The organism is Streptomyces sp. NPDC055287 (assembly GCF_053646035.1).
This window is the reverse complement of sequence record NZ_JBSHNE010000003.1, coordinates 87,954-111,908: the sequence shown is the minus strand read 5'-3', so window position 1 is coordinate 111,908 and position 23,955 is coordinate 87,954. Positions and strand designations below refer to the sequence as shown.

Annotated in this window: 23 protein-coding genes; 9 read left to right on the top strand and 14 right to left on the bottom strand. The window is 71.1% G+C overall.

Annotated features, from left to right (window positions below):
- The first annotated feature begins 105 nt into the window (after positions 1-105).
- The 4 genes from ACWIHY_RS06715 to ACWIHY_RS06700 all read left to right on the top strand — a co-directional run bounded on the left by ACWIHY_RS06715 (position 106) and on the right by ACWIHY_RS06700 (position 3,647).
- The gene (locus tag ACWIHY_RS06715) at positions 106-1,074 is read left to right on the top strand and encodes a Zn-ribbon domain-containing OB-fold protein (RefSeq protein ID WP_454374533.1); all 969 of its coding nucleotides are present in this window, start codon (positions 106-108) and stop codon (positions 1,072-1,074) included.
- Positions 1,074-2,126, top strand: a complete 1,053-nt coding sequence (locus ACWIHY_RS06710; RefSeq protein WP_454374532.1) for a thiolase domain-containing protein — start codon at positions 1,074-1,076, stop codon at positions 2,124-2,126. Before ACWIHY_RS06715 ends, ACWIHY_RS06710 begins: the two co-directional genes overlap by 1 nt.
- On the top strand, positions 2,123-3,289 hold the full coding sequence (locus ACWIHY_RS06705) for a thiolase domain-containing protein (RefSeq protein WP_454374531.1): 1,167 nt from the start codon (positions 2,123-2,125) through the stop codon (positions 3,287-3,289). Before ACWIHY_RS06710 ends, ACWIHY_RS06705 begins: the two co-directional genes overlap by 4 nt.
- 118 nt (positions 3,290-3,407) lie before the next feature.
- Positions 3,408-3,647: a DUF397 domain-containing protein gene (locus ACWIHY_RS06700; protein ID WP_454374530.1), complete on the top strand. Its 240-nt coding sequence runs from the start codon at positions 3,408-3,410 to the stop codon at positions 3,645-3,647.
- On the opposite strand, the gene ACWIHY_RS06695 is transcribed toward ACWIHY_RS06700, so the two are convergent.
- On the bottom strand, positions 3,573-4,202 hold the full coding sequence (locus ACWIHY_RS06695; RefSeq protein WP_454374529.1) for a hypothetical protein: 630 nt from the start codon (positions 4,200-4,202) through the stop codon (positions 3,573-3,575). The two genes, ACWIHY_RS06700 and ACWIHY_RS06695, sit on opposite strands and share 75 nt — an antisense overlap.
- On the bottom strand, positions 4,199-4,594 hold the full coding sequence (locus tag ACWIHY_RS06690; RefSeq protein WP_454374528.1) for a PadR family transcriptional regulator: 396 nt from the start codon (positions 4,592-4,594) through the stop codon (positions 4,199-4,201). Before ACWIHY_RS06690 ends, ACWIHY_RS06695 begins: the two co-directional genes overlap by 4 nt.
- A gap of 90 nt (positions 4,595-4,684) precedes the next feature.
- Between ACWIHY_RS06690 and ACWIHY_RS06685 the strand changes: the two genes are divergently transcribed.
- Together ACWIHY_RS06685 and lepB are read left to right on the top strand one after the other, a co-directional pair.
- A complete protein-coding gene (locus ACWIHY_RS06685) occupies positions 4,685-5,185 on the top strand; it encodes a hypothetical protein (RefSeq protein ID WP_454374527.1) in 501 nt (166 codons plus the stop codon).
- A 93-nt stretch (positions 5,186-5,278) separates the two neighbouring features.
- Positions 5,279-5,932 (top strand): signal peptidase I, encoded by a 654-nt coding sequence (gene lepB, locus ACWIHY_RS06680; protein WP_454374772.1) that lies wholly within the window; start codon positions 5,279-5,281, stop codon positions 5,930-5,932.
- A gap of 93 nt (positions 5,933-6,025) precedes the next feature.
- On the opposite strand, the gene ACWIHY_RS06675 is transcribed toward lepB, so the two are convergent.
- The 6 genes from ACWIHY_RS06675 to ACWIHY_RS06650 all read right to left on the bottom strand — a co-directional run bounded on the left by ACWIHY_RS06675 (position 6,026) and on the right by ACWIHY_RS06650 (position 14,481).
- The gene (locus ACWIHY_RS06675) at positions 6,026-8,251 is read right to left on the bottom strand and encodes a terpene synthase family protein (protein WP_454374526.1); all 2,226 of its coding nucleotides are present in this window, start codon (positions 8,249-8,251) and stop codon (positions 6,026-6,028) included.
- 173 nt (positions 8,252-8,424) lie between these two features.
- Complete coding sequence (locus ACWIHY_RS06670) at positions 8,425-10,401, bottom strand: N-acetylmuramoyl-L-alanine amidase (protein ID WP_454374525.1); 1,977 nt, start codon at positions 10,399-10,401, stop codon at positions 8,425-8,427.
- 211 nt (positions 10,402-10,612) lie between these two features.
- Positions 10,613-10,885, bottom strand: a complete 273-nt coding sequence (locus ACWIHY_RS06665; protein WP_454374524.1) for a hypothetical protein — start codon at positions 10,883-10,885, stop codon at positions 10,613-10,615.
- A 64-nt stretch (positions 10,886-10,949) separates the two neighbouring features.
- The gene (locus ACWIHY_RS06660) at positions 10,950-11,981 is read right to left on the bottom strand and encodes a PHP domain-containing protein (protein ID WP_454374523.1); all 1,032 of its coding nucleotides are present in this window, start codon (positions 11,979-11,981) and stop codon (positions 10,950-10,952) included.
- Between the two features lie 154 nt (positions 11,982-12,135).
- Complete coding sequence (locus ACWIHY_RS06655) at positions 12,136-13,152, bottom strand: glutathione S-transferase family protein (RefSeq protein WP_454374522.1); 1,017 nt, start codon at positions 13,150-13,152, stop codon at positions 12,136-12,138.
- 177 nt (positions 13,153-13,329) lie between these two features.
- Entirely contained in the window at positions 13,330-14,481 is a 1,152-nt protein-coding gene (locus tag ACWIHY_RS06650) for an aminoglycoside phosphotransferase family protein (protein ID WP_454374521.1), read from the bottom strand.
- A gap of 230 nt (positions 14,482-14,711) precedes the next feature.
- Here ACWIHY_RS06650 and ACWIHY_RS06645 point away from each other — a divergent pair, with 230 nt between their 5' ends.
- Complete coding sequence (locus ACWIHY_RS06645) at positions 14,712-16,199, top strand: DNA-binding protein NsdB (RefSeq protein ID WP_454374520.1); 1,488 nt, start codon at positions 14,712-14,714, stop codon at positions 16,197-16,199.
- Positions 16,200-16,274: 75 nt separating this feature from the next.
- On the opposite strand, the gene ACWIHY_RS06640 is transcribed toward ACWIHY_RS06645, so the two are convergent.
- The gene (locus tag ACWIHY_RS06640) at positions 16,275-17,699 is read right to left on the bottom strand and encodes a PP2C family protein-serine/threonine phosphatase (RefSeq protein WP_454374519.1); all 1,425 of its coding nucleotides are present in this window, start codon (positions 17,697-17,699) and stop codon (positions 16,275-16,277) included.
- A gap of 210 nt (positions 17,700-17,909) precedes the next feature.
- On the opposite strand from ACWIHY_RS06640, the gene ACWIHY_RS06635 reads away from it, so the two are divergent.
- Entirely contained in the window at positions 17,910-18,407 is a 498-nt protein-coding gene (locus ACWIHY_RS06635) for a peptidylprolyl isomerase (RefSeq protein ID WP_454374518.1), read from the top strand.
- Between the two features lie 115 nt (positions 18,408-18,522).
- Here ACWIHY_RS06635 and ACWIHY_RS06630 read toward each other — a convergent pair whose 3' ends face one another.
- The gene (locus tag ACWIHY_RS06630; protein WP_454374517.1) at positions 18,523-19,614 is read right to left on the bottom strand and encodes a glutamate--cysteine ligase 2; all 1,092 of its coding nucleotides are present in this window, start codon (positions 19,612-19,614) and stop codon (positions 18,523-18,525) included.
- A gap of 152 nt (positions 19,615-19,766) precedes the next feature.
- Positions 19,767-20,237: a hypothetical protein gene (locus ACWIHY_RS06625; RefSeq protein ID WP_454374516.1), complete on the bottom strand. Its 471-nt coding sequence runs from the start codon at positions 20,235-20,237 to the stop codon at positions 19,767-19,769.
- Between the two features lie 140 nt (positions 20,238-20,377).
- Here ACWIHY_RS06625 and ACWIHY_RS06620 point away from each other — a divergent pair, with 140 nt between their 5' ends.
- On the top strand, positions 20,378-21,196 hold the full coding sequence (locus tag ACWIHY_RS06620) for an MmyB family transcriptional regulator (protein ID WP_454374515.1): 819 nt from the start codon (positions 20,378-20,380) through the stop codon (positions 21,194-21,196).
- Here ACWIHY_RS06620 and ku read toward each other — a convergent pair.
- From ku to ACWIHY_RS06605, 3 genes are all read right to left on the bottom strand, one after another.
- Positions 21,193-22,257: a non-homologous end joining protein Ku gene (ku, locus tag ACWIHY_RS06615; RefSeq protein ID WP_454374514.1), complete on the bottom strand. Its 1,065-nt coding sequence runs from the start codon at positions 22,255-22,257 to the stop codon at positions 21,193-21,195. The genes ACWIHY_RS06620 and ku overlap by 4 nt on opposite strands.
- Positions 22,258-22,387: 130 nt before the next feature.
- A complete protein-coding gene (locus ACWIHY_RS06610; protein WP_454374513.1) occupies positions 22,388-23,404 on the bottom strand; it encodes an NAD(P)/FAD-dependent oxidoreductase in 1,017 nt (338 codons plus the stop codon).
- On the bottom strand, positions 23,401-23,946 hold the full coding sequence (locus tag ACWIHY_RS06605) for an isoprenylcysteine carboxyl methyltransferase family protein (RefSeq protein WP_454374512.1): 546 nt from the start codon (positions 23,944-23,946) through the stop codon (positions 23,401-23,403). The genes ACWIHY_RS06610 and ACWIHY_RS06605 overlap by 4 nt, the downstream gene beginning before the upstream one ends.
- Between the last annotated feature and the right edge of the window lie 9 nt (positions 23,947-23,955).

The following is a 23,955-nucleotide window of genomic DNA, read 5'->3' as shown; positions in this document are numbered from 1 at the left end:
AGACGCCTGAGGAGACGCGGAGGAGACGCCGAGGAGACATGAGAAGACGCCGAGAAGGCGCCCGAGAACAACCCCCTGAGAACGACGCCCGAGAAGGAGCCGTACGTGCCCGAAGTCCTCAGTGCCCCGCTCGTTGTCGAGTTCCCGTTCACCCGATCCCTCGGCCCCGTACAGAGCGCGTTCCTCACCGGGCTTCGCGAGCGCACGGTCCTCGGCGTGCAGACCGTGGGCGGCGGGGTGCTCGTGCCGCCGGTCGAGTACGACCCGGTCACCGCCGAAGAGATCCGCGACCTCGTCGAGGTCGCCCCGGCCGGCACCGTCACCACCTGGGCCTGGAATCCGGCCCCGCGCCGCGACCAGCCCCTGCCCACCCCGTTCGCCTGGGTCCTGGTGCAGCTCGACGGCGCCGACACCGCCCTCCTGCACGTACTGGACGCGCCGGGCCCCGACGTCGTACGCACCGGCATGCGCGTGCGCATCCGCTGGGCCGCCGAACGCAGGGGTGCGATCACCGACATCGCCTGCTTCGAACCGTACGAGAACGAGAGCGGGAAGAGGGACGGGGACGTGGACGGCAGTCCGGTGGTCCCGCACGACGGCCGCTTCGCCGACCCCGTCACCGGCATCACCGCCCCCGCCCGCCTCGACTACACGTACAGCCCCGGCCGCGCCCCCACCGACTACATCAACGCGCTCGCCGAGCGGCGCACCGTCGGCGAGCGCTGCCCCTCGTGCCGCAAGGTGTACGTCCCGCCCCGCGGGGCCTGCCCCACCTGCGGCATCGCGACGGCCGAGCGGGTCGAAGTCGGCCCCCGAGGCACCGTCACCACCTTCTGCATCGTCAACATCAAGGCGCGCAATCTCGACATCGAAGTCCCGTACGTCTACGCCCACATCGCACTCGACGGCGCCGACCTCGCCCTGCACGGCCGGATCGGCGGCATCCCGTACGACCGGGTGCGGATGGGCCTGCGCGTCGAGCCGGTGTGGACCGAGGGCGGCCGCTACCCCGACCACTACCGCCCCACCGGCGAACCGGACGCCGACTACGACGCGTACAAGGAGCTGATCTGATGCCGCAGACGCGCGAGATCGCCGTCGTCGCCTTCGCGCAGACCGCTCACCGGCGGCGCACCGACGAGCTCTCCGAAGTCGAGATGCTGATGCCGGTACTGCACGACGTGCTCGGGCAGACAGGGCTGAAGACCAGCGACATCGACTTCACCTGCTCCGGTTCGAGCGACTACCTCGCGGGCCGTGCCTTCTCCTTCACCATGGCCCTCGACGGCGTTGGCGCCTGGCCCCCGATCTCCGAGTCCCACGTGGAGACGGACGGCGCCTGGGCGCTGTACGAGGCCTGGGTCGAGCTCCTGACCGGTGAGGCCGATACCGCACTCGTCTACGCGTACGGCAAGTCCTCGCCCGGCGAGCTCCGCGACGTTCTCACCCGCCAGCTCGACCCGTACTACGTCGCGCCCCTCTGGCCGGACTCCGTGTCGCTCGCCGCACTCCAGGCCCGGGCGCTGATCGACGCGGGGCACACGGACGAACCCGCCCTCGCGGCGGTCGCGGCCCGCAGCCGTGCCGCCGCCGAGGCCAATCCGCACGCCCAGCTGAGCGGGCCCGTCCCGGCCGGCGACTACCTCGTACATCCGCTGCGTACGGGCGACTGCCCACCCATCGGCGACGGCGCGGCGGCGGTGATCCTGGCGGCTGGCGACACCGCGCGCCGGCTGTGCGAGCGGCCCGCCTGGATCCGTGGCATGGACCACCGCATCGAGGCCCACAGTCTCGGCGTACGTGATCTGACCGACTCCCCGTCGGCCCGGCTGGCAGCGGAGCGGGCCGGCGCCTTCGCCCGGCCGGTCGACACCGCCGAACTGCACGCGCCGTTCACCGCACAGGAGGTCGTCCTGCGCAAGGCGCTGCGGCTGGGTGACGACGTGAACGTCAATCCGTCCGGCGGAGCACTCGCCGCCAACCCCGTCATGGCGACCGGGCTCATCAGGATCGGCGAGGCGGCGGCCCGGATCCACCGCGGCGCGTCGGACCGGGCGCTCGCCCACGCCACCTCGGGGCCCTGTCTGCAACAGAACCTCGTCGCCGTCCTGGAGGGGGAGTCATGAGCAAGGAACCGGTAGCGGTCGTGGGCATCGGCCAGACCAAGCACGTCGCCGCCCGCCGGGACGTCTCCATCGCCGGACTCGTCCGTGAGGCAGCCCAACGAGCGCTTGCGGACGCCCAGTTGACATGGTCGGACGTGGACGCCGTCGTCATCGGCAAGGCCCCCGACTTCTTCGAGGGCGTGATGATGCCGGAGCTCTACCTCGCCGACGCCCTCGGCGCCGTCGGCAAGCCCATGCTCCGCGTCCACACGGCGGGCTCCGTCGGCGGGTCCACCGCCCTGGTCGCCGCGAACCTGATCGCCGCCCGCGTCCACGGCACGGTCCTCACCCTCGCCTTCGAGAAGCAGTCCGAGTCCAACGCGATGTGGGGTCTGTCCCTGCCCGTCCCGTTCCAGCAGCCCCTGCTCGCCGGGGCCGGCGGCTTCTTCGCGCCGCACATCCGGGCGTACATGCGCCGCAGCGGCGCACCTGACACCGTGGGCTCCGTCGTCGCGTACAAGGACCGCCGCAACGCGCTCAAGAACCCGTACGCCCACCTCCACGAGCCCGACATCACCCTGGAGAAGGTCCAGGCCTCACCCATGCTCTGGGACCCCGTCCGCTACTCGGAGACCTGCCCCTCCTCCGACGGGGCCTGCGCGATGATCCTCACCGGGCGCGACGGCGCCGCCCGCGCACCGCACCCGCCCGCCTGGGTGCACGGCGGCGCGATGCGCAGCGAGCCGACCCTCTTCGCCGGCAAGGACTTCGTCTCCCCGCAGGCGGGCAAGGACTGCGCCGCCGACGTCTACCGGCAGGCGGGGATCACCGACCCGCGCCGGGAGATCGACGCCGTCGAGATGTACGTGCCGTTCTCCTGGTACGAGCCGATGTGGCTGGAGAACCTGGGCTTCGCCGCCGAGGGGGAGGGCTGGAAGCTCACCGAGTCCGGCGTCACCGAGCTCGACGGCGACCTGCCCGTGAACCCGTCCGGCGGGGTCCTGTCCACCAACCCCATCGGAGCCTCCGGCATGATCCGCTTCGCCGAGGCCGCCCTCCAGGTGCGTGGACAGGCCGGAGAACACCAGGTCGACGGCGCGCGCAGGGCGCTGGGCCACGCCTACGGAGGCGGCGCGCAGTTCTTCTCCATGTGGCTGGTCGGCGCCGAACCGCCCCCCGGCTGAGAGGTCCGGCATACCGGACGGGCGGCGGGACGGACACGACGTTCCCGCCGCGCCCTGTCCGTGGCCGGGCACGATCGCTAGGCTGGCCGGCGGACGACGAACCGGGAGGAGCAGGGACGTGGCCGAGAGCATCACCGCGCAGCGGCTTGCGAGCCGGGACAGGCCGGAACTGGACCTGAGCAAAGCGGACTGGCAGTCGGGCAGTCGGGGGGCGGGCGACGTTCAGATCGCGTTCGTCGAGGGCTTCATCGCGATGCGGAACGCCACCGCCCCCGGCAGCCCGTCACTGATCTTCGACCCGGCTGAGTGGCGCGCCTTCGTCCTGAACGCGCGCAACGGCGCCTTCGACCTGACCTGAGCCCCTCGCTTCCCTGCGGGCCCGGCGGTCCGAGACCAGGTAGGGCAAGGCGGGAGCCATCATCAACAGTGGCACCCACAAAGGCAGTTCGAACAGCGGCTGGTCACCGGTCAGCCAGGCCGTGAGAGCGGCGGCGGGGAGCCCGAGCAGCAGCTGGACGAGCAGCAGCATTCTGAACCCGAGGCTCCCGCGCCGCATCTCCCAGGTGACCACGAACACCGAAAGGACGGTGTACAGGACGAGGCGGTCAAGCGTGACCGGCCGTTCGTACGACCAGTTCAGCAGGTGGGAGAGCAGCAGGATCGGGCCGAAGACGAACGGAATCAGTGCCGCCATGCGCAGAGATCGCTGACGCAGAGGCTTGCGGGCCTGTGCCCAGGCGGCGGCGAAGGACTTCACGTCCTCACCGACGACGTCCTCCACGCCGCGCCCGGCCGCCTCCGCGTCCTCCAGGTGCGCGGAGAGCTCGTCGAGCATCTCCCTCAGGGAGGCGTCGTCGATGCCGCGGTATTGCCAGTTGCTCTCGCATATGGCCAGTACGCGCTCACGCGTCATGGTGTGTGTTCCCCCGTCGATTCGTCGTTGATTGATCCCGCGCTGCCCAAGGCCCGTCCGACCGCTTCGGTGAAGCGCTGCCAGGTGGCGTGGCCGCCGGTCAGTTCGGCCCGCCCCTCATCGGTCAGCCGGTAGTACTTGCGCGGCGCGCCGCCGGTCGCCGAAGGGGCGCGGAAGGTATCCACGAGGCCCGCGCGCTCCATCCGGGCCAGCAGCGGATAGATGCTGCCCTCACTGACGAGCTCGAGACCGGTCGCGGCGAGTGCCTCGACGAACTCATAGCCGTAACGCGGCCGCTCGGCGATCAGCGCGAGCAGGCACAGGTCGAGCACGCCGCGCAGCAGCTGACTGCGCCGCTGGTCACCTGCGGCGCCGGGCGGCTTCTCTGTCATGCGGTACAAGATAGTGAGCAGTGTCTTGCGCCGCAAGACACTGTCGCGCCCCGTCACCGGAAGACCGCCCGGGCCACGTACCATGGCGGCATGTCCTTCCTCCGCCGCCGCCCCTCCGCCACGCCCGCGGGCCCGGAATTCGATGTCCTGGCCATGGACCCGGGTGACTGGCCGGGCAACCTCGGAGCGGGCCTGCTGCCCGCGCCCGACGGCAGCTGCCAGGGCGTGTTCCTGCGCTACGACCTGTTCGGCGGCCGCGGCCCCGCGATGATCATCGGGAACCTGCCGGAGGGCTCGCCCGCCAGGGACCTCGAGGAGGGCCAGGTGCCGTTCGAGGTGGCGCAGCTGCTCCTGGCGCTGGAGAACGACGAGACCGTCACCGTGACCGGCAGCGAGGACATGCCGGTCATGCAGGGCGACAACCTGCTGATCGTGCGCCGTATCAAACTCTCCGAAACCCGCATCTCCTGCGTACAGTTCGACCGCAGCGACAATGTGCTCGTGACGATCGCCAGCTGGGACCGGCCGATCACCGACGACCTCTACGCGCTGCTGAAGCCCCTGCCCGCGGAGCTGTTCCAGCAGGGCTGAGTCCCTGTGAGGCAAGGAGTGGTTGTGGGAGATGTGTCAGTCGGCGCACCGGAGACGAAGTACCCGAGAGGGAAGAAGCGGCGCCCGTTCTGGATGGAGCTCCCGCTCCTCGTCCTGATCGCACTGCTGCTGGCGCTGCTGATAAAGACCTTCCTGCTGCAGGCGTTCTCCATCCCCTCGGACTCCATGCAGAACACCCTCCAGAAGGGCGACCGGGTCCTCGTCGACAAGTTGACCCCGTGGTTCGGCTCCGAGCCGGAGCGCGGTGAGGTCGTCGTCTTCCACGACCCGGGCGAGTGGCTGAAGAACGAGCCGACCCCCAGCACCAGCGCCGTCCAGGAGGCGCTCAGCTTCATCGGGCTGATGCCGTCCGCCAAGGACAAGGACCTGATCAAGCGGGTCGTCGGCGTCGGCGGCGACACGGTGGAATGCAAGGGCAAGGGCCCGCTGAAGGTCAACGGCAAGGCACTCGACGAGCCGTACGTCTTCCCCGGGAACACGGCGTGCAGTACGGACGACGGCGGACAGTTCAAGATCACGGTGCCCACCGGCCACCTCTGGGTGATGGGCGACCACCGCCAGGCCTCCGGCGACTCCCGCTACCACCAGGACGAGCCCGGCGCCGGCATGGTGCCGGTGGACGAGGTCGTGGGGCGTGCGGTCGTGGTCGCCTGGCCGGTCGGCCGGATGGACAACCTGCCGGTGCCCGCCACCTTCGGCCAGGCGGGCATCGCCCCGCGACGCTGACGCAGGCACCGGTACCGACGGTGCCGCCGCCTCCGCCGCCGGTGCGGCGCCGCCGTGCGCGGCGGCCGGTCCACCGGCGGCGGCCGACGCGAGCTACCTGTGCGCGGCGGCCGGCCGGCCCAGCAGGGTGACGACCCGGGCGGCCGAAGTGCCCAGCCCCGTGGGGCCGCTCAGGTGCCAGGGGGCGCCGCCGCCCCCGCCCCGCAGGTCCTCGTCGTGGTAACGGACGCATTCGCGGTGCCAGTTGAGAATCCCGGCCATCCAGTCCTGGAGCTCGCGCACATAGCCGTCGAGGATCTCACGGGCGTCGGTATCCAGCCCGAAGTCGTCGTAGAGGATGGGCAGTTCGACCCTGATGACGTGCTGGAACTGCCGCATCCGCCCCTTCATCAGCTCGTGCACCATGTCGACCCCGGTCGGATAGTCGACGCCGAAGAAGTTCTGCACGACCAGGACGGCATTGTGCACCTCGCCCTCGTACTCGATCTCCTTCTGGTACGAGAAGAGATCGTTGATCAGCGTGGCGTAGTCGACGGCGGAGTTCTCCAGCGAGCGGATCGGGCCGCTCCGGTAGATCTCGTCGGGCACCCGGTCCCCGTGCGACAGCCGGCACAGCCGCATCGTCATGTCCGCGCCGAAGGTGAACCGCCGCATCTCGATGTAGTCCACCGGGTCGGGCACGCGGTGCAGCGCCTGATTGGCAAGCTCCCACTCCCAGCTCGCGATCATGTCGTCCACCGTCTTGCGGAACGTACGCCGCGAAGCGTCGTCCATCGGCCCCGCGGTCCGCTGCCACAGGTCGGCGAGCCCGCGCTCCATCGCGTCGGCCGGCTCCGGCGTCGGTTCCCCGTCCAGCGGCATGAACAGCCGCAGCCGCTCGTTGGCCGCGTGCGCCCCGGCCAGGTCGCGGGTGCGCCCGTAGATCACGGGGTACAGGTCGTCGCCGTACGTGCCCCAGGTCAGCCAGTTCGACGACAGGTCCAGCTCGTGCGGCGTCGCGTCCGGATGCAGCCCCGCCGAGCAGAGCGGCAGATCGATGTTCCGCGCCCGCCGCTCGTCCCAGACGTGCGAGGTGGGCCGGCCCGGCTGTGGCTCCAGCATCCCCATCCGCCGCGCCCACGCGATGTTCCTCTCCCGCGCGCCCGGCAGGTGCGGACTGAGCTGGAGTCCGTACGGGAAGTCCAGGTCGGGCACGATGGACGGGCCGACGTGCTGGTACGGCACATGGCTGTGCTTGCGCAGGCGCGCCGCCTCGGCCCTGGCGGTGAAGCGGATCGTCGCCGCCGCCATGCCCCAGCCGCTCTCGGCGGGCCCGGCCGCCGCCCCGCCCCCGTTCATGTACCGGCTCGAGCGCATGTGCCACTCGTGGCCGCCCGACTGCCAGTCCTGCAGACCCTTCGCGTACGCCAGTACGGCGGCGGTCTCGGCGGGGCTCAGGCCCTTCTCGGCGCAGAGCGGTCCGACCTCGGTGAGTGAGGTGTTCTCGAACTGCTGGAGCCGCGAGGTCAGCAGATCGTTCACGGCCTCGGCGGCCTCCTGCGTCGTACAGCCCAGGAAGTGTTCGAGGACCAGGACGCCATTGCTGTTCTCGCGCTCGTCCTCGACCTCCCGCTGGTACGAGAAGAGGTCGTTGCGCAGGTGTACGGCGTCCGAGAACGCGTCGCGCAGCACGCCGAGCGGCCGCGAATGGGCCACCGACGCCGGAACCTCGGCGTTCGCGGCAAACTCGACGATCCCCGCCGACCAGGGGGCGCCGCCGACCTTGCGGCGCATCTCGATGTACTCGACGGGGTTGGCGATCCGCCCCTCGTCCATGTTGGAGAGTTCCCACAGGGATTCGTTGAGCAGGTTCCTGGTCGACTCGGCGAATCGTTCCCGCCAGGCGCCCGTCATGCTCGGCACGGTCCGGGCCCACAGGTCCGCGAGCCCCGCCTCGACCGGATTCTCCGCCTCCGGCATCCCGTCCGACAGATCCATCGGCATGAACGCCGGCAGCCGGTCCAGGTGGCGCTTCCCGCCCTTCCGGTCCAGGGTCCGCTTGAACGTCTCCAGGAAGTGGTCGTCGAAGAAGAAGACCCACACATACCAGTCCGTGACCAGTGCCAGCACGTCGGCCGGGCAGTCGGGATGGGTGTACGCGCAGGGCAGTGCGTAGTCATGCGCCTCGAGGTCGCGCTCCTCCCAGATGCCGGAGCCTTCCAGCATCTCCATCCGCCGCGCCCACTCCCGCGTGTGCCGACGTGCCTCGTCGACGTGAGGATTGAGCCGCGCCGGATACGGAACGTAGAAGTCCGGGAGTGTGAAGGGCTGCTGTGCCATGTACGGGTCCGGCCTCTCAGGGACGTCCGCGCGTCCACCGTCGCGCGGACCGGTCAATTCCGCCCAGCCCTACCCGTAGCCCGTACGGCCCACGCCCCCCGCCCATTAGTCACACAAAAAGGGCGCCATCGCCGGTCGTGGCCGATGGCGCCCCGTCGTCCCCCCGTGCCCTGCTACGACGCGAGGACGCGCACGTCAGAGGCCTTCACATAGGCCACCCGGTGCCCGAACTGGATCTCGTAGTACGCCTCTTTGCCGCGGATCACCCGGTGCCCCGAGGTATCGAACGTCGGAGCGAAGAAGTACTCGCCCGGGGCGCGGTCGCCCACGACGTAGCGTTGTCCGGCAAACAGCTTGTACGGCAGCGGTGAGACCGCCTGTACCGGGACGGAGGTCCCGGCGTACGCCGCCGCCTCCGGGTAGGCCCGCCCGTACACCGGCACCTCGGCGACGCCCTCCTTCGGCGTCAGCAGCAGACCGCGCGCGTTCACGGCGGTCGGCTGCCCGGCCGGATTGTGGAACCAGGCCTTCTGGCCGAGGTACCAGATCGCGGTCCAGTCGCCCCTGCGCTCGGCGACGGCGTACTGCTGCCCCGTCGAGGCGCGGGCTCCGGTGTCGTTGACACCGCTCGTCGAGTCCTGGCCCCCCGGGCGCAGACCGATGTCCTTCACCAGCGGAGCGCCCTCGGCCGGCGCGGTGTGCAGACGGACAGCTCCCGAACCGTGCGGGGCGCAGGGCTGGCCGGCCTTCACGCAGTCCGTGTAGAGCGGCTGGTGCTTCGCGTACTCGGGCCGGACGGTCACCACACCGCTGTTCGGGCCGGCCGATGGGGTGAAGGGCCTGCCGAGCAGCTGGAAGTAGTGCGCCCAGTCCCAGTACGGACCCGGATCGGTGTGCATCCCGCGGATGGTGGCAGTGGTCGTTCCCGGGACGTTGTCGTGGCCCAGGATGTGCTGCCGGTCCAGCGGGATACCGAACCGCTTCGCCAGGTACTTCACCAGCCGCGCCGACGTGCGGTACATCGCCTCGGTGTACCAGGCGTCCGGCGACGTCAGGAAGCCCTCGTGCTCCAGCCCCACGGACTTGGAGTTGATGTACCAGTTGCCCGCGTGCCAGGCGACGTCCTTGAGCGGTACGTGTTGCGCGATGTGACCGTCCGAGGAACGCAGCGAGTACTGCCAGGACACGTACTCCGGGTTCTGGACCAGCTTGAGCGTCGTGTCCCAGGTCGCCTCGGTGTCGTGGACGACGATGTAGTCGATCCCCTGGCCGGCGGGCCGCTCGGCCTTGTCGTGGTTGCCGTAGTCGCCGTCCCCGAACTCCTGGTACGGCGCGGGGATCCACTCGCACGCCACCGTCCTCGGACACTCGCTGAGCCCGGTGCCTGCGGTCCGCAGTCCGAGGTCCGCTACGTGCGTACGGTCGGGCTCGAGACCGGGGGCGCCGGGCAGGGCGACCTGCTGGCCACTGTCCGTCGTACGCCGCCGGCCCGACCGGATCACGTCGTACACGTCATCGGCGTACGTCGTCGCGGTCGCCGTGTCGTCGGCCCCGGAGAAGCGGGCGACCGCGCCGTACCAGTCGGCCGGGTCGGTGCTGAGCGGCTGCCCGAGCTGCTTCTGCGCCGCGGCCAGGAGCGCGGCGCCGCCCCGGATGTTCGCGGCAGGGCGCTGCCTCAGCTCCGTGTCCGGCAGCCCGGTGAGGGCGGCGGCCCGCTCCAAGGTCTTGAGGCGCGCGGGGAGTTCGGACGCCTTCGGCAGCCCGGTCTCGCCACCGGTGCGCGCGGCGCGCGCGTCGTCACCGCGCGGGTCCTCTCCTGAGTCCGTGTGGTGCGGAGCCTGTTCGAGCGCGGCCTCCGCGTCGGTGAGGTGCATCGGGCCGTAGCCGCCGGTCACACTCGGCGCGCCGCCGTGCGCGTCCCAGCGGGACTGCAGATACGACACACCCAGCAGCACACTCCGCGGCACCCGGTACTCCGCGGCGGCCGCCGCGAACTCACGCTGCAACGCACCGGACGCGGGCTGCTCGGCCGTCGCGGAAGGGCCTGCCGACAGCAGCGGCAGCACCAGCGCGGCGCACGCCACGAAGCCCCCCGCCTGCCAGGCACCTCTGCATGCGCTCGTGGATCGTGACGTGACGGATCCTTGCAATGCGGCCTCCAGGGACGGGCGGTACGCGAAGGGCCTGCGGGCGGGGACTCGACTCCAGGGGTATCGGCTCCCGGACGATCCGTCAATGAGGCTCAGCCGCGTGGATTTCGCACGTCAGCGTGGGTGCGGCGGAGTTTCGCCGCGACGGCCCGCGGGCCTGCGGCGCGTCAGTGGTCTGAACCAGTGTCCCTAGAGCGCAGAGGAGCTGACGTCAGGTCACGTCACGCCCGGCGCGCACCGACTTCAGAGCCAGCAGCAGTACGCCGATGTCGTCGAGGAACACCGGGTCGGGCATCAGATCCGCCGGCAGCACGAGATAGGCGACAGCGGCCCAGAAGACCCAGGGGCGCCCCTCCGGCAGCCCCGCCTCGCGCAGGCTCCGGCGGGCGCGGACCAGCCGTACGAGCACGAAGACCGCAGCCGCGAGCGTGGCCACCACCAGGACCACGGCGACGGCGAGCAGCATCCAGGCTTCGGTGCTCATGGGACCTCCAGGCGGCTCACGTCCGGCGTGCTCTCTCTCCCCGTCTGCCCCTGCGCGGGCCGGTTCAGGCACCGGACGACGGGATGTCGCGCGTACGGGCCCATGACAGGAGGTCGTCCATGGCCCACGTGTTCACCACCCGTTCCACCGGCACGCCGCATTCCTCGGCCCTGGCGCACCCGTAGATCTGCCAGTCGAGCTGGCCGGGCGCGTGTGCGTCGGTGTCGACGGAGAACAGCACACCGGCGTCGACCGCCCGGCGCAGCAGCCGCTTGGGCGGGTCGAGACGCTCCGGCCGGCTGTTGATCTCCACGGCGGTGCCCGACGAGGCGCAGGCGGCGAAGACCTCGTCGGCGTCGAACTGCGACTCGGGCCGTCCGCGCCCGGAGATCAGCCGGCCGGTGCAGTGCCCGAGGATGTCCGCGTGCGGGTTGCTCACGGCGGCGACCATGCGGCGGGTCATCGCCGCGGCGTCCATACGCAGCTTGGAGTGCACGGACACGACCACGATGTCGACCTGCTCCAGCAGCTCGGGTTCCTGGTCGAGCGAGCCGTCGAGGAGGATGTCGCACTCGATGCCGGTGAGCAGCCGGAACGGCGCCCAGCGCTCGTTGAGCCCGGCCACCACCTCCAGCTGCTCGCGCAGCCGTTCGGGAGAGAGCCCGTTGGCGACCGTCAGCCGGGGGGAGTGGTCGGTGAGGACCGCCCACTCGTGGCCCAGCGCCGCCGCCGTACGGCCCATCTCCTCGATGGGGCTCCCGCCGTCCGACCAGTCCGAGTGCAGATGACAGTCGCCACGGAGCAGTGCGCGCAGGTCTTCCCCGCCCTCGGTCCGCGGCCCCGTGCTCTCCTCCTCCAGCCGCTTCAGATACGCCGGCACCCCTCCCGCCAGCGCCTCGCGCACCACCTGTGCCGTCTTGGGCCCGACGCCCTTGAGCGTCTCCAGCGAACCCGCCGCCGCGCGGCTCGCCGCCTCGCCTTCCGGGAGCGCGGCGACGGTGGCGGCGGCCGTGCGGAAGGCGCGCACGCGGTAGGTGGGTGCCTGGGCCCGTTCCAGCAGGAACGCGATCCGCTCCAGAGCCTCGACGGGATCCATCGGCACCTCTCGTCGGTGGGGCCGGCACGTACGTGCCCGGTCGGCGTGGGGTGTCCAGCTTCACCCAGCACTCCCCGCCGCGCACGTCCGGATACGGCGGACCGCGCGCCTTCCCAGCGGGAAGAGCGGGAGGGGAAGGCTCCGCGGATTCGGCCTACGGCCGACCCTCCGCCGCCACCCGCTCACCCGCCGGGACCGGACCCGGCGGCGTACCGTCACCGAACGGCCGCCCGCCCAACTCCTCCCGGTGATGCGGGGTCAGCCAACGGGACAGCTCAGGGCCCAGCGGCACGATCCCGGTCGGGTTGATGCCGGTGTGCACCCGGTAGTAGTGCCGCTTGATGTGGTCGAAGTCGACCGTGTCCCCGAATCCGGGCGTCTGGTAGAGATCGCGCGCGTACGCCCACAGCACAGGATCCTCGACCAGCTTCCACAGATTGCACTTGAAGTGACCGTGGTAGACCGTGTCGAACCGCACCAGGGTCGTGAAGAGCCGGATGTCCGCCTCCGTGATGGTGTCCCCCACGAGGTAGCGGCGGTCCGCGAGCCGCTGCGACACCAGGCCGAGCCGCCGGAACACGTCCCGGCAGGCCTCCTCGTACTCGCTCTGCTCCGTTGCGAACCCGGCCCGGTACACCCCGTTGTTGACGTCGCGGTAGACACCTTCCATGACCTCGTCGATCTCCCCGCGCAGAGGCTCCGGGTAGAGATCCGGTGCGCCCGGACGGTGCAGCGCCGTCCACTCGGTGGCGAAGTCCAGCGTGATCCGCTGGTAGTCGTTGGTGACGAGCCTGCCGCTCGGTACGTCCACGATCGCGGGGACGCTGACCCCGTCGGCGTAATCCGTCTTGCGCGCGTCGTAGGCCTCGCTCAGGTACCGGATGCCCAGTACGGGGTCGCGGCCCCCGGGATCGAGGGTGAACCGCCAGCTGCGGTCGTCCTGGACCGGGTCGGCGACGGCGAGGGAGATCGCGTCCTCCAGGCCGAGCAGGCGCCGCGAGACCACCGCGCGGCTCGCCCAGGGGCAGGCGCGGCTCACCACGAGCCGGTAGCGGCCCGCCTCGACGGGCCAGCCGTCCTTGCCAGCGGCCGTGATGCGGTCCGCGAAGTGGCTCTTCGACCGCACGAAGGGCTTCCTCCCGTACGCGGCATTGCCGTCCGTGCTCATCATCGTGATGTGCCTTCCCGGTCGGGTACGGAGAGACTCTTCCCGTCGGCGCCCGCTCCGGCACGCGGGCGGTGACACCGCCATTGTCCCTCGGTCACCACCTTCACCGGCACGGCACATGACCATGCACTGGCCCACCCGGCGGTGACCGCCGGGTGGGCCAGTGCGTTCCCCTCTTCGTCAGCGGGTGCCGACAGCCGCGCGAACGGCCCGCCGGGCCATCGCGCAGTCGTCGTGCAGTCGCCGCAGCAACAACCGCTGTTCCTCACCGGTCGACAGGGCACCCGTCGGCGCCTGCCCCGCCGCCCCGCCCACCGGAGCGGCCTCGCGCATGGTGCGCTGGACAGCGGTCTCGTACGTACGGATCTCCCGCGTCAGTACGAGCATCAGGTTCACCAGGAAGGCGTCCCGCGAGGCCGTGCCCGGTGCCTGCGCCAGCTGGCTGATCTGCCGCCGCGCCGCCGGAGCGTCGCCCAGCACCGCCCACAGCGTCGCCAGGTCGTACCCCGGCAGGTACCAGCCCGCGTGCTCCCAGTCGACCAGTACGGGACCGGCCGGCGACATCAGGATGTTGGAGAGCAGCGCGTCGCCGTGACAGAACTGGCCCATGCTCTGGCGGCCTCCGGTCGCGTGCGCGACCCCGTGGAGCAGCTTCTGCAGGTCTCCCTGATCCCGGTCGGTGAGCAGACCCAACGCGTGGTACCGGGAGATGCGCGAGGCGTAGTCGAGCGGCGCGTCGAAGATGCCGGGGGGCGGCCGCCACGCGTTGACCCGCGTGATCGCGCCGAGCACGGCCCGCAGATCGGCCCGCGGCGGCGCCTCGGCCGGATGCCGGGTGAGCGCCGCGACCCGGCCGGGCATCCGCTCGATCACCAGGGCGCAGTTGTCGGGGTCCGCCGCGATCAGCCGGGGCACACGTACGGGTGGACGGTGCCGGACGAACGCGCGGTAAGCAGCTATTTCGTGCCGGAACCTCTCCGCCCAGGCGGGGGAGTGGTCCAGTAAGCACTTGGCGACCGCGGTCGCGCGGCCTGTGGTGCCGACGAGCAGTACGGACCGTCCGCTGCGGCGCAGTACCTGCACCGGATTGAACTCCGGGCAGATCCGGTGCACCGAGGCGATGGCCTTCCGCAGCTGCGCGCCCTGGGGGCCGGACAAGTCGAGTCTCCCGCTGAGCGGTTGGGAACCCAGCCCTGCCGCCGCGCGCCGGGCCCGTCCCGCGCCGAGTGACGCTCCGCCGGCGTGGTTGGGATCGAGATACGGTCCGCTGCCCGTCGCCACTGGACGGTACGGCCGAGGCGGGGCGGACACGGAGGACGATGCTGTGTACATGGGACAGATCCCTTCGCGCGCCGACGAGTTACGTGCGCCGCCCGCCCCGGCAACCGGTCAGCACCCTGGGGAATGCCGGCCGGTTGCCGGAACGGGGTGGCGCTTTCTTACCTGACACCCGCCTGCGGGTGGCACACCATCTGGCGGACCCTGGCGAACCCTGGCGAATATCCCCGGCGCATCTGACACGGGGTTACTGTCGAAATCAGCCGAGAACCTGGGGGCTTGAAGTGACCGGAGAACCCAACACCCGCCTGGCAGACCTGTTCGGCCTCGCCGGCTGGTCCAAGGGCGAACTCGCGAGACTGGTGAACCGGCAGGCGGCGGCCATGGGCCATCCGCAACTGGCCACCGACACCTCGCGCGTACGACGCTGGATCGACATGGGGGAAGCCCCTCGCGATCCCGTGCCCAAAGTGCTGGCAGCTCTGTTCACCGAGCGACTCGGCCGTGTCGTGACCATCGAGGACCTCGGGTTCGACCGGCACGGGCGCACGGGGAAACGGCGAGACGTCAGGAACACAGAGAATCCCGACGGTCTGCCGTGGGCGCCCGAACGGACGGCAGCGGTCCTCACCGAATTCACGGGAATGGACCTCATGCTCAACCGACGCGGCTTGGTGGGCGCGGGCGCCGCGCTCGCCGCAGGCTCCGCACTCAGCAGCGCCATGCACGACTGGCTGCACACCGACCCCGCTCTGACGGCCGACGCTCCACGCACCGACCATCCCCTGCACGCCGACCCCGCTGGGTACGACCGCTACGAGGCCGCCCCCATCGGGTCGCAGGAGATCGAAGAGCTCGAGCGATCCGTCGAAGTGTTCCGCGCCTGGGACGCCGCCCGTGGCGGCGGTCTCCAGCGCAAGGCGGTGGTGGGCCAGCTCAACGAAGTGGGCGGCATGCTCGCCTACCATCACCCCGACCATCTCCAGCGCCGGCTGTGGGGCGTGGCCGCCAACCTGGCGGTTCTCGCGGGCTGGATGTCCCACGACGTCGGCCTCGAACCCACCGCCCAGAAGTACTTCGTCATCGCCGCCCACGCGGCCCGCGAAGGCGGCGACCGCCCCCGCGCGGGGGAGGCCCTCTCCCGGGCCGCCCGCCAGATGGTGCATCTCGGAAAGCCCGACGACGCCCTGGACCTGATGAAGCTCGCCAAATCCGGATCCGGCGAGCAGATGCTGCCCCGCACGCGCGCCATGCTGCACACCATCGAAGCCTGGGCACAGGCGGCCATGGGCCGCGGCCAGGCCATGCGGCGCACACTGGGGGAGGCGGAGGAACTGTTCGTGTCGGACAAGGGCGATGTCCCACCGCCGAGCTGGATGCAGATGTTCGACGAGGCCGACATGCACGGCATGCAGGCTCTCGCCTTCCGTACGCTCGCCGAGCACGACCCCTCGGCGGCGGTCACGGCTCAGCGGCACGCCAAGCAGGCGCTCCATCTCCGGGAGGGCGGCAGGCAGCGGTCGAAGATCTTCGACTACCTGTCCCTGGCCTCCGCGTGCTTCATCGCGGACGATCCGGAACAGGCCGACCGGTACGCACGCCTCGCGCTGGTGTCGATGGGGGAGACCTCGTCGCACCGCACGTGGGACCGGCTGCGCCAGATGTACCGGCTCACCGGTGAGTACGCCGGGTACCCGAAGATCGAAGACCTGCGTGAGGAGATCCAGCTGGCGCTGCCCGCCAAGAAGGCGAACAGGAGTACCAGCATCTAGATCCGGAAGGTCCGGGCGAAAGATTCCACACCTACGACCACACCAACTACGTCAACCACAGCTGCGGCTACGCGCCTACGCCGCGATCCGGGCGATCAGCACGCACGCGTCGTTCTCACGCTCCGCCTCGCCGAACTCCTCGACTGCCAGCCGCACGCACTCCTGCGCGCTGCGGGCCTCGGCGAAGCGCGGCGCGAGATCCAGCAGCCTTGAGGGGCCGGCATCGTCGGTGGGGCTGCGGCGCGCGATCCCGTCGGTGTGCAGGACCAGCATGTCCCCTGGGCGAAGCTGTACTTCGGCCTGCTCGTACGCGGCACCGGATGTCGCCCCGAGCAGTACGCCCTCGGGCGGCGTCAGCGCCCGCCCCGTCCCGTCGCGGAACAGCAGCGGGGCGGGGTGGCCCGCCTGAGCCCAGGTCATGAGCCGGGTGACCGGGTCGTAGCGGCAGCACATCGCGCTGCCGAGCGCGGGCTGCGTCGAGGCTTCCAGCAGCTGGTTGAGATGCCCCATCAGGGCTCCGGGCGCGATCCCGGCCATGGCCATCCCGCGCAGCGCACCGAGCAGCATGGCCATTCCGGAGGTGGCGGCGACCCCGTGGCCGGTCAGGTCGCCGACCGTCAGCAGCGTATGGCCGTCGGGCAGCTCCAGCGCGTCGTACCAGTCCCCGCCGATCCTCGCGCTCGACGCGGACGGAAGGTAGTGGGCGGCCAGGTCGAGAGCGGCGGGCCCGCCGTGCGGGAGCCGCAGCGAACCGCGCCACGGCGGCAGCACGGATTCCTGCAGCTCGACCGCGATCCGGTGCTCCGTCCGGTCGATGTGCCGCCGACGCTGGAGCGAGTCACGGGTCTCGCGTACGGCCCGCTGGCTGCGGCGCAGCTCGCTGACGTCCCGCAGTACCGCCCACATCGACGCGGTGCAGCCGTCGGAGTCGAGTACCGGCTCGCCCATCATGTGCAGCGTCCGTACGACGCCGTCGGTGCGCACGATGCGGAACTCGCCGTCGATCGGCTTCCCGTCGACCAGACAGTCCGTGACCATCGAGGCGAGGAAGCCCTGGTCCTCGGCGAACAGCATCGACGGCAGCTCGTCGAGCGTCAGCGGCCCGCTCTGCGGCGAGCGGCCGAAGATCTCGTACAGGTCGTCGGACCAGCTCGCCTCGTCGGTCAGGAGGTTCCACTCGGCGCTGCCGACTCGGCAGAGTAACGCCGCGTCGCCGCCCGTGGCCGGGGAGCGGTCGGCAGGTGCTTCCTCCGCCCGGGCGGGCAATCCGGCCTTGAGCTGCCCCAAATGGGCGCCCAGATCGTCGAGTTGATGAACCGCCAGGTCGCACAGGGCTCGCTGCCAGCGCACCTGGGGGTCTTCGTCGTCCACCGTGACCGCGTCCCGGCGCACCGCGTCCACGTCGCCGCGCAGCCGACGTGTCTGCGAAATCAGTGCGTCGACCGAGCCCCGCTCGGGAGGCTGTGGCGCAGGACGGTCCGCGAAGAGATGGGACGGCATGTCGTACTCCGATACAGGCGCGGCCAGGCCAGGTCTGATGGATGGACCAGTTACGACTGTGGCACAGCCGGGATAGGCCCGTAAGGGATTTGGCAACACTCGATACGGTGGTGCTTCTGGCATATGCCATCGGCCTCACTGAAGGACCCGGAAACGCCCATGCGGGATGCCGGATGCACGGGACGCGGTCCGGGATGTCAGGATAGAGGCATGACGATCAAGGCTTACTTCGACATCACCATCAACGACGAGCCCGCCGGGCGGATCACCTTCAACCTGTTCGACGACGTGGCTCCCAAGACGGTGGAGAACTTCCGCGCGCTGGCCACGGGCGAGAAGGGCTTCGGCTACGCCGGTTCCTCCTTCCACCGGATCATCCCGGCCTTCATGCTCCAGGGTGGCGACTTCACCCGCGGCGACGGCACCGGCGGCAAGAGCATCTACGGCGAGAAGTTCGCCGACGAGAACTTCAAGCTCACGCACAACAAGCCGGGCCTGCTGTCGATGGCCAACGCCGGCCCGAACACCAACGGCTCCCAGTTCTTCGTCACCACGGTGCTCACGCCGTGGCTGGACGGCAAGCACGTCGTGTTCGGCGAGGTCGCCGACCAGGAGAGCATGGACCTCGTCAAGAAGATCGAGGGCTACGGCACGTCCAGCGGCAAGCCGAAGGCCAAGGTCACCGTCTCCGACTCCGGAGTCCTCTGATCCCTGCCGCAGTCTGAGCTTCCGGCCGTGAGCGCGCCGGCCGACGTCACCCGTCGGCCGGCGCTCCCGCATGTGGCGCCCGTACGCCGGTCATCCAGGGCCGGGGACCCGTGACCTACCCGCGCGTCCTGCGCACGCACTCGGTGACCACGCCGCTCAGGCCGTCGCTCCGGCTCAGCAGCTCACGCTGGACGCGCGCCCCGTTTCCGGTCTTGAGCAGTGTCGCGAGCCCCTCCTGAGCGGCCACCACGTCGCCGCTGTCCTCCAGGGCGTCACGGACATGATCGAACAGCGCCCGTACCACCGCTTCGGCCGGTGCGGGGCGCATCGTGCCCGGATGGATCAGTTCTCCCTCGAGCCCCGACCGGCCCGCTCGCCACGCGGCCAGCCGCAGCAGGCCGACGCCGTGCCGCGCGGGCGGCTCACCGGCATGCCATTGGCGGGCCGCCGTCTCCACGAGACCACGGATCAGCGTGGCAAGGAGCACCGGCGTACCGGGATCCAGACAGACGTCGGAGACCCGCACCTCGACGGTGGGGTAGTGGTGTGAGAGCCGGGCGTCGAAGTAGATCATCCCCTTGTCCCGCAGCGCCCCCGTGCCGACCATGGCGTCGACCTGCTCGTGGTACCGGTCGGCGGAACCGAAGATCTCCACCGGCCCGGACGACGGCCACCGGCCCCAGACCCGGCTGCGGTAGCTGCTGTACGCACTGTCCTTGCCCTGCCAGAAGGGTGAGTTCGCGCTCATCGCGAGCAGGACGGACAGCCACGGCCGGATCCGGTCCAGGACGGCGACGCCCTCCTCGTCGGAGTCCACCGACACATGTACATGGCAGCCGCAGGTGAGCTGCTCCTGCGTGGTCAGCCCGAACTGCTCCTCCAGCCACTGGTAGCGCTCGCCGCTGCCGATTGCCGGGCTGACGGGCAGCGGAGACGTCGCCAGGGCGACGACGGCCGCGCCGAGGTCTTCCGCATGGCGCGCGGCCTCCGCCCGCCAGCGGAGGATCTCCTCCGCGAGGTCCCCCATTCCGGTCTGCGGCCGGGTGGCGAATTCCAGCATCTGCCGGTGCAGCTCGGCCTCGAAGACCTCGGCCTCACCGCCGCCCTCCCGGGACACGGCGGCCAGTACCGCCGTGGACAACGCCTGCGGCTCACCGGTCCGCGCGTCCACCAGGAGGAGCTCCTCCTCCACTCCGACACTACGCAAGACGACTGCCTCTCCGCGGCGCGGCGGGCCGGCTGCGGCCCGGGCGCAATGCTGTGTGTACGTGCTGTTCGTGACCCCACCACGGCTGACATGTACGACCGGGTCGGGCAGGCCGCGGCGCGGTTTCTTTCCCTCTGCCCCCCGCCGGACGCTTAATGCCCGGCGCTCTCACCGGCTCCGGGGCCACCGGCCGGCCCGGCGCTCCCGGCCCGGCGGTGTCCGGCGTACTCCAGCCCGGCGAAGACCGCCACCACCACCGCTCCGACGACCATGAACGCGATGCCGAGGCCGGTGAGCGGCACGACGCCCGTGAACGCGATCAGCAGGAGCGCCACGCAGGAGAGCGCGTTGCCCACCGCGACAGCCATGACCGGGCGGGACGGGATCCGCGGAGCGCCGGCGATGAGAGCGAGCGCGGCGGCCCCGCCCAGCATGGCGATCCCGAACGGGACGGACCAGGTGACCGGCAGTCCGAGCGGGCCGCTGAGCCAGTTGCCGCCGGCCAGCAGGACGACTCCGAAGGCGGCGGTGCTCCAGCTGTCGACGCGCAGGCTGGTCCGCAGCTGGCTGTCCTGCGCTCGGCCGGCCGTCCGGCGCCGGGCTGTCGTGGCAGGGGCGGTCATACGGGTCTCCCTCGGTCGTGGTGGGCCGAGCCTGACCGGTCCCGGCTTCTCCTGCCGAGACCGTGGCACCGCGGAGGTCCCGGACACAATGACCTCCCAGGTCATGGCCGCCATGATCCATGGGTGGATATCCTCCGGGCATGGATGCGGAACAACTGTCGCGGGTGGGTGCCCTGTTACGGGAGTGGCGTCGGCGCCGCAGGCTCAGCCAGCTCGGCCTCGCTCTTCTGGCCGACACCTCCGCCCGGCATCTTTCCTGCGTGGAGACCGGCCGGGCCCGGCCGAGCCGGTCGATGGTGCTCCGGCTCTCCGCCGCCCTGGAGGTCCCGCTGCGCGAGCGCAACACGCTGCTGGTCGCCGCGGGGTACGCACCGGAGTACCAGGAGAGCGGTCTCGACGACGAGAGCATGGCCTCGGTCCGTTCCGCGCTCGGCACGATGCTGACGGCGCACGAGCCGTACCCTGCCGTCGTGGTCGACCGCTGCTGGAACGTGCTGGCCGGCAACCGGGCCATGTCCGTACTGATGGACGGCGTACCGGCGCATCTGCTGGAGCCCCGGCCCAACGTGTTCCGCCTGACCCTGCACCCGGACGGGCTGGCTTCGCGGCTCGCCAACCTCGCCGAGGTGCGGGGCCTGTTCCTGGAGCGGCTGCTGCGCCAGGTCAACGCCACCGGCGACATGCAACTGCGCGCGCTGTACGACGAAGTGCGCCGGTACCCCGCAACGGTGCGCGAGGAGACGGGCGGTCCCGGCAACCCGGCAGCGCGGCCCGGCCCGGTACAGGTGCCGCTGCGCGTGCGTACCCCGATGGGTGAGCTGTCGATGTTCAGCACCATGGCGACGTTCGGAGCCCCGGCCGATGTGACGCTGTCGGAGCTGGCGATCGAGCTCTTCTACCCCCTGGACGACTTCACGACGCAGGCTTTGCGCGCGCTCGCGGGAGCGGCACCCGTCTAGGACGCCTGGGCCTTGCGCCGGCCGCGTCTGCCGCTGAGCGCCTTGATGAGCTCCTCACGCGTCATGGAGGAACGGCCCGGGACATCGGCGTCCGTGGCGCGCCGGTAGAGCTCCGCCTTGGTCAGGGAGTCGAGCGACGAAGCCTTCGTCTGCTGTGCCTTCTGCGTCTGCTTCGGCTCCTGCTCGCGCTTCGCCGCGCCGCCGGTCCGGCGCTTGCCGGCGGCGTCCTTGATCCGGGCGACGGGGGCGGACTTCCCCTTCCCGCGGCTCTGGGAGCTCCCGGAGCCCTTGGCATGATCGACGCTGGCCCGCAACGCCTCCATCAGGTCGACCACGTTCGTGGACTCGGCCGGGGGCTCCGCCTTCTCGACCGACTCGCCGGTGCGTTTGGCCTCGATGAGCTTCGTCACCTGTTCCTGGAACGTGTCGTGGAACTCCTCGGGCTGCCACTCCATGCTGAGCGTCTCGATGAGCTGCCCGGCCATCTTCAGCTCGCGGCTCGTGACATCGGTGTGGCCGGGCAGGGAACCGATCTCCTTGCGCGGATCCCGGATCTCGTCGGCCCAGTGCAGCGTGTGCAGCGTCAGCAGCCCGCCCTCGGCCTTCACGGCGACCAGGTACTGCCGGTTGCGCATGACGAATGTCGCGATCCCCGCCTTGCCCGCCTCGCCAAGGGCCTTCTCCAGCAGGGCGTAGATCTTGGCGTACTCCTTGCCCTTCGGACCCAGGTAGTACGTCTTGTCGAAGAAGATCGGCTCCACCCGCTCCAGGTCCACGAACCCGGAGATCTCCACCGCCTGGGAGCGGCCCGGAGCGATGTCCTCCAGCTCACCGGGCTCGATGAGCACGTACTCGTCGCCCGCGTCGTAGCCCTTGACGATCTCGTCGAGCGGGACCTCGTCGCCCGTGCGCTCGTTGACCCGCTTGTTGCGGACCCGGTCCGACGTTCCGCGCTGGAGCTGGTGGAAGTGGACGGTGTGGCTGTCCGTCGCGGTGAACATCTGGACGGGCAGGGACACCAGCCCGAACGTCAGGGCCCCACTCCACACCGGACGCGCCATGGCCGCTGCCACCTCCTTCTGCCTGCATCCATGGCACCTCCGCCGGCCCCGATCCGCATCCCGGGGCGGCCGGGGACGGCGAGCACCGTGACCCGGCAGCCGACGGTTCACGGCGCCCCGGGCGGTGGTGTCACTGCAGCGCGCGGACAGCCGCCGCGAAGGCCGACGGCATCCTGGCCGCCGCCGGTACGACCAGACGGGCGACGGCCGCGTGACCCGTCATCCGCACGAGACCTTCCGTGAGCAGCCGGTGCCGCAGGGACAGCCGCCGCCAGCACCGCTCGTACGCCTGCGGGCGTCCCGCCCTCAGACACCGCACCGCCGCCTCGGCCGACGCCAGCGCGAGCGCGACGCCCTCACCGGTGAGCGCGTCGGTGTATCCGGCCGCGTCGCCCACGAGCAGGACGCGCCCGGCGGTACGACGGCGGGCCCGCTGGCGCAGCGGTCCCGCGCCCCGCACGGAGCCGGCGGAGGGCCGGCCGTCCAGCAGCTCGAACAGGTGGGGGAAGTGGGCCAGGTGCGCGTCGAAACCGCGCTTCGCCGTGCTGAGCACGGCCACTCCGACCAGGCCGTCACCGACCGGTGTCACGTACGCCTCGCCGAAGACGGACCAGTGCACCTCGACGAAGTCGGTCCACGGCTCCACCCGGTAGTGCCGCCGCAGGCCGAAGCGCCGGGGCCGTCCGCTGGGCAGGTCCAGGCCGAGCGAGTGGCGCAACGGCGAGTGCAGGCCGTCCGCGGCGGCCAGCCAGCGCGCCCGCAGGCCCCCGGCGCTCACCCCGTCCGCACTCTGGCGCACCTCCGAGACCCTGCCGGTGACGACCTCGACGCCGACTTCGGCGGCTCGCCGGGCCATCGCCGCGTGCAGTTCCGTACGGCGTACCCCGAGGCCCGAGCCGTCGGCAAAGGACGCCTGGGCGCGGTGGCGCCCGTCGACGTAACGGATACCGCGCAGTGCGCGGCCGCCGACCCGTACGCCCAGGGCCTCCAGGGCCAGCACGCCACCGGGCATGATGCCCTCACCGCACGCCTTGTCCACGGGCGCGGCGCGCGGTTCGATCACGACCGCTTCCATACCGGCCGACGCCGCCTGGATGGCCGTGGCCAGCCCCGCCGGTCCGCCGCCCGCCACGAGCAGGTCGATCACGGCCGGGCACCCGCCCCGCTGCCGGCGGTACGCGGCGGAGCGAGCCCGAGCGCTTCGTTCTCGCAGCGGATCCGTACGGTGAGCAGGGCCGCGTTGAGGCCGGTGAAGAGCGCGGCGGTCACCCAGGCGCCGTGCACGAGCGGCAGGGCCAGCCCCTCGGCCACGACCGCCACGTAGTTGGGGTGGCTCAACAGGCGGTACGGTCCGCCCGACACCAGCGGCAGGCCCGGCACGACCAGCACGCGTGTGTTCCAGCGGGGCCCGAGAGTGCGGATGCACCACCAGCGCAGTGCTTGGGAGGCCACTACGACGGCCGTCGCCGTCCAGCCCGCCACCGGGTCGAACGGCCGCCCGGCCCACCAGACTTCGGCCAGGCAGCCGGCGAGCAGCCCGGTGTGCAGGACGACCATCGCCGGATAGTGCCGCCGTCCCGCCTCGACGGCGCCCCGGGCCAGACTCCAGCGGGCGTTGCGGCGGGCCACGACGAGTTCGGCGACGCGTTCCGCGCCGACCGCGAGCACCAACAGGGCGTACCAGAGCATGAGTTCCTC